Origin of the sequence: Thioclava sp. L04-15 (assembly GCF_002020275.1) — a bacterium.
Lineage (GTDB): Bacteria > Pseudomonadota > Alphaproteobacteria > Rhodobacterales > Rhodobacteraceae > Thioclava > Thioclava marina.
On sequence record NZ_MPZW01000001.1, the window covers coordinates 299,320 to 311,502 of the forward strand.

At 64.2% G+C, this 12,183-nt stretch carries 14 protein-coding genes; 6 read left to right on the plus strand and 8 right to left on the minus strand.

The features are described 5' to 3' along the window. The first annotated feature begins 62 nt into the window (after nt 1–62). Nucleotides 63–1,271, plus strand: a complete 1,209-nt coding sequence (locus BMI90_RS01520; protein ID WP_078525253.1) for an alkane 1-monooxygenase — start codon at nt 63–65, stop codon at nt 1,269–1,271. Nucleotides 1,272–1,330: 59 nt separating this feature from the next. Then, nucleotides 1,331–1,741, plus strand: coding sequence for a hypothetical protein (locus BMI90_RS01525; RefSeq protein WP_078525255.1), 411 nt, complete (start codon nt 1,331–1,333; stop codon nt 1,739–1,741). A 196-nt stretch (nt 1,742–1,937) separates the two neighbouring features. Here BMI90_RS01525 and rplT read toward each other — a convergent pair whose 3' ends face one another. The 4 genes from rplT to pyk form a co-directional block, all read right to left on the minus strand. Next, the gene (gene rplT / locus BMI90_RS01530; protein WP_038077331.1) at nt 1,938–2,303 is read right to left on the minus strand and encodes a 50S ribosomal protein L20; all 366 of its coding nucleotides are present in this window, start codon (nt 2,301–2,303) and stop codon (nt 1,938–1,940) included. An 18-nt stretch (nt 2,304–2,321) separates the two neighbouring features. Continuing rightward, nucleotides 2,322–2,522, minus strand: coding sequence for a 50S ribosomal protein L35 (gene rpmI, locus BMI90_RS01535; protein WP_078525257.1), 201 nt, complete (start codon nt 2,520–2,522; stop codon nt 2,322–2,324). Nucleotides 2,523–2,646: 124 nt separating this feature from the next. After that, entirely contained in the window at nt 2,647–2,889 is a 243-nt protein-coding gene (locus tag BMI90_RS01540; RefSeq protein WP_078525259.1) for a hypothetical protein, read from the minus strand. Between the two features lie 36 nt (nt 2,890–2,925). Continuing rightward, nucleotides 2,926–4,371 carry a pyruvate kinase gene (gene pyk, locus BMI90_RS01545; RefSeq protein WP_078525261.1) on the minus strand — a complete coding sequence of 482 codons (1,446 nt, stop codon included), beginning with the start codon at nt 4,369–4,371 and terminating at the stop codon, nt 2,926–2,928. 136 nt (nt 4,372–4,507) lie between these two features. On the opposite strand from pyk, the gene BMI90_RS01550 reads away from it, so the two are divergent. The 3 genes from BMI90_RS01550 (at nt 4,508) to BMI90_RS01560 (ending at nt 7,229) form a co-directional block, all read left to right on the plus strand. Continuing rightward, nucleotides 4,508–5,254, plus strand: a complete 747-nt coding sequence (locus BMI90_RS01550) for an N-formylglutamate amidohydrolase (protein ID WP_078525263.1) — start codon at nt 4,508–4,510, stop codon at nt 5,252–5,254. A 134-nt stretch (nt 5,255–5,388) separates the two neighbouring features. Further along, a complete protein-coding gene (locus tag BMI90_RS01555; RefSeq protein WP_078525266.1) occupies nt 5,389–6,318 on the plus strand; it encodes a calcium-binding protein in 930 nt (309 codons plus the stop codon). Between the two features lie 227 nt (nt 6,319–6,545). Beyond that, a complete protein-coding gene (locus BMI90_RS01560; protein WP_078525268.1) occupies nt 6,546–7,229 on the plus strand; it encodes a hypothetical protein in 684 nt (227 codons plus the stop codon). 82 nt (nt 7,230–7,311) lie between these two features. Here the strand turns inward: BMI90_RS01560 and BMI90_RS01565 are convergent, their stop codons facing one another. From BMI90_RS01565 to dgcN, 3 genes are all read right to left on the minus strand, one after another. Next, nucleotides 7,312–8,172, minus strand: coding sequence for a D-amino-acid transaminase (locus BMI90_RS01565; protein ID WP_078525271.1), 861 nt, complete (start codon nt 8,170–8,172; stop codon nt 7,312–7,314). Nucleotides 8,173–8,190: 18 nt separating this feature from the next. Then, complete coding sequence (gene dgcA, locus BMI90_RS01570; RefSeq protein ID WP_078525273.1) at nt 8,191–9,153, minus strand: N-acetyl-D-Glu racemase DgcA; 963 nt, start codon at nt 9,151–9,153, stop codon at nt 8,191–8,193. A 69-nt stretch (nt 9,154–9,222) separates the two neighbouring features. After that, nucleotides 9,223–10,224, minus strand: a complete 1,002-nt coding sequence (gene dgcN, locus BMI90_RS01575) for an N-acetyltransferase DgcN (protein WP_078527148.1) — start codon at nt 10,222–10,224, stop codon at nt 9,223–9,225. A 270-nt stretch (nt 10,225–10,494) separates the two neighbouring features. On the opposite strand from dgcN, the gene BMI90_RS01580 reads away from it, so the two are divergent. Beyond that, nucleotides 10,495–11,451 carry an L-malyl-CoA/beta-methylmalyl-CoA lyase gene (locus BMI90_RS01580; protein ID WP_078525275.1) on the plus strand — a complete coding sequence of 319 codons (957 nt, stop codon included), beginning with the start codon at nt 10,495–10,497 and terminating at the stop codon, nt 11,449–11,451. A 148-nt stretch (nt 11,452–11,599) separates the two neighbouring features. Here the strand turns inward: BMI90_RS01580 and BMI90_RS01585 are convergent, their stop codons facing one another. Beyond that, a complete protein-coding gene (locus BMI90_RS01585) occupies nt 11,600–12,067 on the minus strand; it encodes a GyrI-like domain-containing protein (RefSeq protein WP_078525277.1) in 468 nt (155 codons plus the stop codon). Nucleotides 12,068–12,183 lie beyond the last annotated feature (116 nt).

Sequence of the window (12,183 nt, forward strand, 5' to 3'; positions counted from 1 at the left end):
CAAGCCCCGCCACAAAAAGGTCGAAATCGCGAAGACAATACGAGGAAAGTTGCGAGACTGTCATGGCTATCGAACCGGACCTGAAGCAGACGCCGGAACACGAACAAGGTGCAAAGCGCTCCCGCCTGCCGGGGTCGCTTGCGACGCTGTTCGGACTGCGCCGCGAAATCCCCGAAGTCGACACCTTCGCGATCGTGACCTTCCTGCCGGTGCCGCTGCTGATCCTCGCGGGCATCTTCGGCGGAATCGCTGCCTGGGCGTCACTGATCTGGATCGGTTTGTGCCTCTTCATGCTCGACGAGATCATCGCCCGCCCCAGCCCCGACGCGCCCGAGGGCTCGGAATTTCCGGCCGCCGATGCGCTCTCGGTGGCGCTTGGCGGGGTGCATTTCCTGCTCCTCTTTCTCGGCGTCGCGGCCCTCTCGGGCTTCACGCGGCTCGAAGGATCAAGCTGGATCGCGGTGCTGCTCGCCTTCGGGCTCTTCTTCGGCCAGGTGTCGAATTCCAACGCGCATGAGTTGATCCACCGCTCCGACCGGCGGCTCTTCCTGCTCGGCAAGTGGATCTACATCTCGCTGCTCTACGGCCATCACAGCTCGGCGCATCGGCTGGTCCATCACCGGTTCGTCGCCACCCCCGACGATCCGAATTCCGCCCAGCTCGGCGAGGGGTACTGGGCCTTCCTGCCGCGCGCCTGGATCGGCAGCTTCGTCGCCGGATACGAGATGGAACGCGGCCGCGCCGCCCGTCTGCCCGAGCCCGACCCGAGCGCACCGCTGGGCCAGCGGGTGCGGGCACTGCTCGCCCGGATCGGCCCCTATCCTTCCTATGTGCTGGGCGGGCTGTGGTTCGTGATGCTCTTCGGCATTCTCTTCGGGGCCCGCGGCGCGCTCGCCTATCTGGCCCTTTGCGCCTATGCCCAGCTGCAGATCCTGCTTGCGGACTATGTCCAGCATTACGGGCTTGCCCGCGCACGGCGCGGGGATGGCAGCTACGAGCCCGTCGACACGCGCCATAGCTGGGACGCCCCCCATCCGGTGACCTCGCTGTGGATGCTCAACGCCCCGCGCCATTCCGATCACCATGCCCATCCGGGCCGGGAATACCCGGCGCTGCGGCTCGGCCAGCTCGATGCCCGGCAACGTCCGATCCTGCCCCGGTCCCTGCCCGCGATGGCGTCGCTCGCGCTGATCCCGCCGCTTTGGCGCCGGGTGATGGACAAGCGCGTCAAGGCTCTCGGACAGGGCAAGAGCGCGACCCTGCGTCTCTAGGCAAGGGCGGCCCGATCTGGCAGGCTGGCGCCAACCGTCACCGAGGAGCTCCCAGCCCCATGCGTCCGATCCCAGCCCTTGCCCTCGCGCTCCTGCTGCCCGTCACGGCCCTTGCGCAAGACGATCTCGGCCCGCCGCTCACCGCAGAGGAGTTCGACGCACGCACGGTGGGGCGCACGATCACCTATTCCGCCTTCGGCAAACCCTACGGGGTCGAGCAGTACAAGCCCGGCCACAAGGTGATCTGGGCCTTCACCGAGGATGAATGCAAGGAAGGCGACTGGTATCAGAGCGGGCAATATATCTGCTTCGATTACGGCGAAGAGGTGCCGCTGCAATGCTGGACCTTCTACGACAGTGCGCAGGGACTGGTGGCGAAATTCAGGGGAGACAGCACCGGCGAGCCTCTTGTCTCGCTCAGTGAAAGCCACGAACCGCTGAGTTGCCAGGGACCCGATGTCGGGGTCTGACCGACAACCTCGGCTCTCTTCTTCTTGATGAAAATATCTCGGGGGTGAATGGCGAAGCCAGAGGGGGCAGCGCCCCCTCTTTCACCAACGTTTGTCGCCCGACGGCGACGGCGGGGCTGCGCCCTTCCCCCGCCCGCCAAATGAAAAAGGCCGCCCCGATCGGAGCGGCCTTTCCCAAATCTTTTCGCCGGGGCGATTACGCAGCAGCGGCGGCTTTCGCCTGCTCGACGATCGCGCCGAAGGCTTCGGGCTCGTGCACGGCGAGATCGGCGAGAACCTTGCGGTCCACTTCGATCCCGGCCTTGCCCAGGCCGAAGATGAACTTCGAGTAGCTCAGATCCGCATCGACGGCGCGCACGGCGGCGTTGATACGCTGGATCCAGAGGGCGCGGAAATTGCGCTTGCGGGCCTTGCGGTCGCGGGTGGCGTACTGGTTCGCCTTGTCGACAGCCTGGGTCGCGGTGCGGAAGTTGCGCGAGCGGGCGGCATAGTAGCCTTTCGCCTTCTTGAGCACTTTCTTGTGCGAGGCGTGGGTGACCTTACCGGATTTGACGCGTGCCATTGTTCAAGTCTCCCGAAATCAGCGGTTATACGGCATGTATTTCTTGACGATCTTCGCGTCCGCTTCGCTCAGCACCATGGTGCCGGCGGTTTCGCGGATGAATTTCGTCGAACGTTTGATCATGCCGTGACGTTTGCCGGCCGGACCCACCTTGACCTTGCCGGTCGCGGTGAACTTGAACCGCTTCTTGGCAGCGGATTTCGTCTTCATCTTGGGCATTTACAGCTCCTTTGCAGGGTGTGAAAGCGCGACTCGGCATGCCACATTGGCCGGCCGCGCGGGTTAGAGCGCGCCTGATAGACGGGCGCGGCAGGTTTGGCAAGGGGGAAAACCCCGTTCCGGCCTAGTAATTCAACACCCGCGCGATCGTTGCGGCGACCGCATCGGGGATCGTCCTGAGCCGGTAGCCGCCGGGCTTCGAAACCAAAGCCAGCACCACGAGCCCCAGCGCAAGCACCATCGCCACCGAGGCCACGCGCGGCGGGCGCTCATCGGAGAAGGCTGAGAAAGCTGCGGGGATCGCGAAGATCGCGATCCCAAGACCGATCGTCAGGATCAGATCGCTCTCGCTGGCGGCGAACCCCATCGCACGCTCCCACAAGCCCTATTCCCTAAAGGAAGCTTACTCGGGGTCGGTGCGGTAGATCAATCGCTCGTCACAGGGCGCCACACGCAGGATGTTCGTCGTGCCCTGCACATTGAACGGCACGCCCGCGGTCACCACGATCTGCTGCGTCTCGTCGGCAAAGCCGAAATCGCGCGCCGCGCGGGCCGCGTTGACCACCGCCTGCTTGAAGCGTTCGAGCTCGCCGCAACGGACCGCATGCACGCCCCAGTTCAGCGAGACCCGGCGCAGCGTGGCGTCGATCGGCGAGAGCGCGATGATCGGCACGCGCGGACGCTCGCGCGCGATCAGCGCGACGGTCTTGCCCGACTGGGTATAGGCGCAGATCGCCGCGATATCGGTCGTCTCGGCGATTTCGCGCGCGGCGGCCACGATCCCGTCGGCCACGGTCTGGCGCGCGGCCGAACGCGAAGCCTCGATGATCTCGCGATAGGTCGGATCCTTCTCGACCGAGACGGCGACATTGTTCATCGTCTCGACCGCTTCGACCGGGTAATTGCCGGCCGCGGATTCCGCGCTCAGCATCACCGCGTCGGCGCCCTCGTAGATCGCGGTCGCCACGTCGGAGACCTCGGCGCGCGTCGGCATCGGGCTCTCGATCATGCTCTCGAGCATCTGCGTGGCCACGATCACCGGCTTGGCGGCGGCACGGGACTTGCGGATCAGCTGCTTCTGGATCGGCGGCACCGCCTGCACCGGGAGTTCGACGCCCAGATCGCCGCGCGCCACCATCACGCCGTCGGAGACCGCGAGGATCTCGTCGAAGCTGCGCACGGCCGAGGGCTTCTCGATCTTCGAGAGCACCGCCGCACGCCCCTTGGCGAGCGTCTTGGCCTCTTCGACATCCTCGGGACGCTGCACGAAGCTCAGCGCGAGCCAGTCCACGCCGATCTGGCAGGCGAATTCCAGATCCTTGCGGTCCTTCTCCGAGAGCGCCGCCAGCGGCAGCAGCACATCGGGGACGTTGACGCCCTTGCGATCCGAGATCGTGCCGCCGACCGTCACCGTGCAATCGGCGAAATCGGGGCCGCAATCCTTGACCTGAAGACGGATCTTGCCGTCATTGACCAGAAGCTCCGACCCCTTCTCGAGGGCGGCGAAGATCTCTGGGTGCGGCAGGCGCACGCGGTGATTGGTGCCCGGTTCGTCCACCAGATCGAAGCGGAAATTGTCTCCCTCTTCGAGATCGGCGCCATGGGCGGTGAAGGTGCCCACGCGCAGCTTCGGGCCCTGAAGATCGGCGAGGATCGCGATCGGGCGGCCATATTCGGCCTCGAGCTGGCGGATGATGGCGTGACGGGCGCGATGCTCGTCATGGGTCCCGTGGCTCATATTGAGGCGGAACACGTCGGCCCCGGCCACGAACAGGGCCTTGATGCTGTCATAGTCCGAAGAAGAGGGGCCCAGCGTGGCCACGATCTTCACGTTGCGAAGGCGTCTCATGCGTCCTCGTTTTCCGTTCAAAAAGTTGTCATGTCGTGGGCCAAGTAAGCGTATGGCGCAATTTGTCGCGGGCCGCAACTGGCGCCTGCCATTCTTTGTCGTTATCCCCGCGTTATCGACAAAGCGTGAAGAGAAAATGACGCAGAAGGCAGCATATACGATTAGCGGAGAGGCGCGGCCGGCACGCTGGCTCGTGACCTGCGACCATGCGCGCAACACGGTGCCCGACTGGGTGAACGGGGGCGATCTGGGGATCTCGCCCGAGGATATGGCGCGCCATATCGCCTATGACGTGGGCGCGGTGGGGCTATCGGAGGCGCTGGCCGAGCGGCTCGATGCGCCGATGATCGCCACGGATTTCTCGCGGCTGGTGATCGACCCGAACCGGGGCGAGGATGACCCGACGCTTGTGATGAAGCTCTATGACGGCACCATCATTCCCGCGAACCGCCATGCCGACGCCGCCGAGGTGGAAAAGCGCCTCGACCGGCTCCACCGCCCCTATCACGCGGCCTATGAAAAGCTCGCCGCCCGGCGCGACGATACCGTGATCTGCGCCATCCACTCCTACACGCCTCAGCTGCGCGGCCGGCAGCCCCGCCCCTGGCAGGTCGCCATCCTGCACGCGCCCGCCGACCCGCGTCTCGCCCGTGAGATGATCGCGGCGCTGGAAGCCGAGGGCGATCTGTGCGTGGGCGACAACCAGCCCTATCTGGGCCATCTGGAGGGCGACTCGATCGACCGCCATGCGCTCGCCAAGGGCCGCCCGAACGTACTGATCGAGGTCCGCAACGACCTGATTTCGACCGAAGAAGGCCAGCGCGAATGGGCGGAACGACTCGCCCCGATCCTGATGCGGGTCCTCGCGGAAAGCGGCATCTGATTGCGAACAATGCTGCATCTCGCAGCACATTGTCGCGCAAGGAAAAACGTGAAGGCACATTCCTGCCATAATCGTTGACGCGCTCGTGAAAGCGCGTGATATCGAATCGTTAATTTTTCCTCTGGGGGTCAGGGATGTTTGCGATTCTTCTTCTTTCTTTTCTGCCGCTTGCTTTGGTCGCGGTTGCTTTCAACGACGATGATTCCGATCACGACAACAATGACGCTGTCCGCGACGAAACCGATCACGAAACCGGCGATGGCGAAGAGATCCAGGTCGACGCGTCCGATCAGGTGACGACGGGCACCAATGGCGACGACACGATCCGCGGCACCGACGGCACCGATTCCGTCTACGGGCTCGCGGGCGAAGACGACATCTATCTCGGTGATGGCGACGATATGGGAACGATCTCGCTTGAGGCCGAAGATGCCATGTGGGAGGCCACCACAGCCGGGGATTTCATCGAAGCCTACGAGAACTCGGGCTTCTTCGGTGCGGTCGGCGGCACGGGCAACGATTACATCGACGGCGGTCACGGCAATGACGCGATCACCGGCAGCCAGGGCGACGATACCCTGCGCGGCAACCTCGGGGCCGATACGCTGGTCGATTTCGAGGGCTCGAACGAGCTTTTTGGCGGCTATGGCGATGACTCGCTGATCGCCACCGATTACGATCACGCGCCGGACCTGCTCGATGGCGGGGCCAATGACGATTACCTCTATGGCAATGACGGCGACACGATGACCGGCGGCAGCGGCTCGGACTTCTTCAGCATCTGGTGGACCGGCGGCGAGGACCCCGTCTCGATCACCGATTTCGGCGATCTCGGCCCGAACCCGGCGCCGGGCTCGCTGGGCGAATTCCTCTCGATCGAGGTGGACGATCTCGCCGACGTCTCCAATTTCCAGGTCAGCCCGAGCGGTTCGGGCGCCGAGGTTTCGCTCAATGGTCAGACCGTGGCCCAGATCGAGGATGTCGATTATGCGGCCCTCAAGGCGGCGGGCGCGATCTATGCCGAAGATACCTACGGCAACGCGATGCTGCCCGCCTACGCCTGACCCGGCTCGGGGCCGAATCAAACCCGAAAAGGCCACGCCCGACGTGGCCTTTTTCATGGCAGCCCGAGAGGGCCCCACTCTCCCTTTCAGCCTTTTCGCATCAATGCCCTGCCTCTGCCGCGAATGGTTAACCGAGGCTGAACAATGGCGTCGATTCCGCGCCACAAACCGTTTGCCCTGCCCACGCCGCATGCGGAGACTCGAAGGCAGGATAGGGGTTAACGATTATGCTTGGACTTTTCATTGCCGTGACAATGGCGCTCTGCCTGCTGAGCTGGGCCGAGCAAATCCCGAATGGGGCGGGGTTGGCCAATGCCGGGGCGCGCGATGGAGGCGACAAGGCGACAAAGCCCGTCGCCACCGACACGCATCGGGGCAAATGGGCGCTGCCGCGTCTCAAACTGCGCCTGCCCAGGCTGCGACGAAAATCCGCGCCTGCACCGCACCACCAGACCACCGAGATTGCACCGGTGGCGCCGCTCGAAGAGGCGCGCGCGCTGACACCGCACGAGGCCGCGAGCGAGGCCCGTGACGCCGAGATCCTCTCGCGCATTTCGGAAATGCTCGCAGCCCCCGATCACATGCCCGGGCCGCAGCACGAAGAACCTGCCGCGCCCGCCCTCCAATCCGCGCCCGGATCCACCGCCGAACTCTCGCCTGAGACCAAGACCGCGGCACCCGCCGCGCGAAGCTTCCCGGAACTGCCGGTGGTCGAAGGCTTTGAGCCGGGAGACATCATCCTGCTTGAGCTGATCGGCCCCGCGCCGCGTCGCGAGGATATCCGTTTCCGGCCCTGCGCGAATGGCGCGCTGGTCGAGATCGAGGGCGAGCCCGCGCTGATCATCGCCAGCACCGCACCCGAGGCGCTCGACCCCGACATCTTGCAGTTCCGCGCTCACGCGGCGGCCTGAGAACCTGCCGCCCGTGTGAGAGGAAAACGCCCCGGCTGGGCTGGCCGGGGCGTTTTTCTTTTTACCGAAAGATCACAGGCGATCAGATCGCGGCCTTCAGGCTCTCTTCGAGATAGATCTCGCGCAGGCGCGCCGCCACCGGGCCGACCTTGCCATCGCCGATCGCCGCGCCGTCGACTTCGACCACCGGCATCACGAAAGCCGAGGCCGAGGTGTAGAACGCTTCATCGGCGTTCTGCGCTTCCTCGATGGTGAAAGGACGCTCTTCGATCTCCATCTGGCTTTCGGCCGCGAATTTCAGCAGCGACGCGCGGGTGATCCCGTGCAGGATGTCATGGCTCAGATGGCGCGTGATGATCTTCCCGCCCTTCACGATATAGACGTTATTCGACGAGCCTTCCGTCACGAACCCGTCCTCGACGAACCAGGCATCGTTCTTGCCCGCCTTCTCGGCCGCCATCTTCGCCATTGACGGATAGAGCAGCTGCACCGTCTTGATGTCGCGGCGATGCCAGCGCAGGTCGGGCAGCGAGATCACCTTGATCCCCACCTTCGCCTTCGGATCGTCGGCCAGGTTCTCCTTGGCCTGCGTGTAAAGCACCACCGTCGGCGGCGTGCCCTCGGGCGGATAGTGGAAATCGCGATCGCCCGCATTGCCGCGCGAGACCTGAAGGTAAACCATCCCCTCGTCGATATTGTTGCGCTTGATCAGTTCGCGGTGAATCTCGATCCACTCGTCGCGGGTCAGATCGCAGGTCATCTCCAGCTCGGACAGCGACCGGTCGAGCCGGTTCATGTGACCTTCGAATTCGAGGATCTTGCCGCCGAGAACGCTCGTCACCTCATAAACCGCATCGCCCATCACGAAGCCGCGGTCGAAGATCGAGATCTTCGCCTCCTCTTCGGGCAGGTATTCCCCGTTCAGATAGACAATCCGGCTCATCTCGATCTCCTTGAATTCTCAGCCCCAGAGCGCGGGCTCGGGCGGCGAAACCTCACTGCCGTCATAACGCAGCGGCACGTCGCGGTCTTCTGCCAGAAGAAGCGGGCCGTCAAGATCAACATAGTCCGCCCCTTGCGCCACCAGCATGGCAGGCGCCATGGCAAGGCTCGAGCCGACCATGCAGCCGACCATCACGCCGAACCCTTCCGAGTGCGCGATCGCGCGCAACCGCAGCGCCTCGGTCAACCCGCCGGTCTTGTCGAGCTTGATATTGATGACGTCATATTTGCCGCGCAGGTCCAGCAGGCCCTCGCTCGTATGGCAGCTCTCGTCGGCACAGATCGGCACCAGCCGCTCGATCCCGGCCAGCGCCTCGTCGGCGGCTGCGGGCAAGGGCTGTTCGACCAAAGCGACGCCGAGATGTTTCAGCTCGGCCTGGATGTCGAGGAAGGTCTCGATCTCCCAGCCCTCATTGGCATCCACGATGATGCGCGATTTCGGCGCACCCTCGCGCACCGCACGCAACCGGGGCAGATCCTCGGGCGTGCCGAGCTTGATCTTCAACAAAGGCCGCGCGGCCTGCTTCGCCGCTGCCGCGCGCATATTCTCGGGCGTATCGAGCGACAGCGTATAGGCCGTGGTCAGCGAACCGGGCTTCGCGATCCCGGCCAGCTCCCAGACCGGAACGCCCTTCGACTTGGCCTCCCAATCCCACAGCGCGCAGTCAAGCGCGTTGCGCGCCGCCCCCGCGGGCAGCGCCTCTTGCAACTCGGCGCGCGTGATATCGACGGGCACGCTCTCGATCTGGTCGGTGACGCTGTCGAGGCTCTCGCCATAGCGCGCGTAGGGCACGCATTCGCCCCAGCCCTTCACCCCGTCGCGTTCCACCGAAACCGTGACGACCTTCGCCTCGGTCCGCGATCCGCGCGAGATGGTGAAGACCTGCGCGAGCTTGAACGTGTCGTGCTGCACCCGGATCATCGGCGCCCCCTTCCTCTTGGCTCAAATATCCCCGCCGGAGGCATCCGACGGGGCTCGACAGTGAGACAATCAGATCGCGGCGAGCGCGTCCACCAGCTTGCCCGCGCCAAAGCGGAACGGGTCGGTCGCGGGCAGGCCCATCTCGGCCTCGACTTTCGCCAGATAGGCCCTGGCCTCGTCCTCGCCCATCTTCTGGGTGTTGACCGAGATCCCCACCACCTGACAGTCGGGGTTTGCCACTTTCGCCAGCGCCAGCGCCATGTCGCGCAGCGCCTCGAGCGAGGGCAGCTGATAGCCCGGAAGCCCGCGCATGTGGGCGCGCGTCGGCTCATGCGAGAGGATCAGCGCATCGGGTTGACCACCATGGATCAGCGCCATCGTCACGCCGGAATACGAGACGTGGAACAGGCTCCCCTGCCCCTCGATCAGATCCCAGTGATCGGCATCGTTATCGGGGGTCAGGTATTCGATCGAGCCCGCCATGAAATCCGCGATCACCGCATCGAGCGGCACGCCGTCACCAGTGATCAGGATGCCGGTCTGGCCGGTGGCGCGGAACGTGGCCTTCATGCCGCGATCGCGCATCTCGCGTTCGAGACACAGCGCGGTATACATCTTGCCGACCGAGCAATCCGTACCCACGGCGAGGCAACGCTTGCCTTTGCGCTTCTCACCATTGGCGATCGGGTATTTCACCGCGGGGATGCGTACGTCATGCAGCTGACGCCCGCAGGCCTCGGCCACCGCCACCAGATCGGGCTCGTCGCGCAGCAGGTTGTGCAGGCCCGAGGCCAGGTCGAGCCCCTCTTCGAGCGCCTCGACCAGCACCTTCTTCCAGGCCTGACTGATCACGCCGCCGCGGTTCGCAACGCCGATCACCAGCGTCTTGCAGCCCGCCGCGATCGCTTCTTTGATGTCGAGATCGGGAATGCCCATATCCGCCTGGCACCCCTCCATGCGGAATTGCCCGACGGCAAATTCGGGCCGCCAGTCCTTGATCCCCTGTGCCACTTTAGCGGCCAGCGGGTCGGGGGCATCGCCCAGAAACAGCAGATAGGGGGTGTCGATCAGCGCCATTATGAGCTCCCTGTTTTCTCGTTGAAGAAGATACTAGGGCGGGTCAGGAAAATTTCTTGGGGATTTCCGTGCGTTTTCTCGCTCTTTTCGGGAGATTCTTCACAACATATCCATAATAGCCGAAGATTTGTGCAACGCAGGCAAAAACAATGCTGCAATGCGGCTCGCGATTCTGCGCCCGCAAAATCGCCTTGCATGAGCGCGCGCAACAATATACCCAATCCGCAACCAAAAACGTAACTTCATTGCGAAAGGCCCGCGCCGATGAGCTTCCGTCTGCAACCGACCGCCCCCGCCCGTCCGAACCGCTGCCAACTCTTCGGCCCCGGCTCGAACACCAAGCTCTTCCCGAAAATGGCGGCCTCCGCGGCCGACGTGATCAACCTCGACCTCGAGGATTCGGTCGCACCGAACGACAAGGCCCAGGCCCGCCGCAACATCATTGCCGCCAGCCACGAGATCGACTGGAACACCAAATATCTCTCGGTCCGCATCAACGGGCTCGACACCCCCTACTGGTATCGCGACGTGGTCGAACTGCTCGAGGAAGGCTCCGAGCGCATCGACCAGATCATGATCCCGAAAGTCGGCTGCGCGGCCGATGTCTATGCCGTGGACGCGCTCGTGACCGCGATCGAGGCCGCCAAGGGCCGCACCAAGAAGATCTCGCTCGAGGTGATCATCGAGAGCGCCGCGGGCATCGCCCATGTCGAAGAGATCGCCGCCGCCTCGCCGCGCCTGCAGGCGATGAGCCTCGGCGCGGCCGATTTTGCAGCCTCCATGGGCATGCAGACGACCGGTATCGGCGGGACTCAGGAAAACTACTACATGCTGCGGGACGGCGCGAAATACTGGTCGGACCCCTGGCACTGGGCACAAGCCGCGATCGTCGCCGCCTGCCGCACCCATGGCATCCTGCCGGTCGACGGCCCGTTCGGCGATTTCTCCGACGATGACGGCTTCCGCGCGCAGGCGCTGCGCTCGGCCACGCTCGGCATGGTCGGCAAGTGGGCAATCCACCCAAAACAAATTGCCCTTGCAAACGAAGTCTTTACGCCTTCTGATGAGGCCGTGACCGAGGCCCGCGAGATTCTCGCCGCGATGGAAGAGGCCAAGGCACGTGGTGAAGGTGCGACCGTGTACAAGGGTCGTCTTGTCGATATCGCTTCGATCAAACAGGCCGAGGTGATTGTCAGACAGGCCGAAATGATTAAAGATTAAGCCCCGCGCGAACGAATCGCGGCAAGATTTGAGATCCCGGAGTGGTTGGGAGGGGAGGCCCGACCGCATGAGGGAAGAGGAACGCCCCGGCCCATGGCTGGGGCGTCTCCGTTCAGCCCTCTTGACGCGAACGTAAGCGGCCCGCAACTCACCCCTTCAGGGCAAGCCGGACTTCGGTGATCAGATCTTCCGGTTTCGTGTCGGACGGGTCGTTGAGATAGGCCTCGAAGGCAGGCAGATCGCGGTGCCGCTCGCCAGAGGCCGGGAACCACTCTTCCGACAGCCACCGATAGGCCTCGGGCAATTGCGCATAGGGCCCTTTCACCGTCATCACCGCGTATTTCCCCGCCGGATAACGGATCTCCTCGAGAGGCGGCACCATCGCGAACCCCTCGCTCACGATGAAACAGGCATGCGAGCGCAGCTTCTCGGGCGCGACCTCGCGTGGATTGTCATGGCCGATCATCGCCGCGCCCTCGACCTCCACCCAAGAGGGCTCCGGGATAAGCCCGGCCAACTCCTGAAAGATCGGGCCGATCGTCGGATAGGGTCCGCAATGTGGCAATCCGGCCAGACGCACCGCCGGCAGATGTTTCAGTTCGATATCAAAAGCCATCTTCGCCCCCTCATGTCAGCGCGCGCGTATCCTCAGGCACAAAGCATATCACCCCCGGCGACCTTCGCATATGCGGCATGACCCCGCCCCCCGGCCCGAGCCCCGTTGCATTTCCC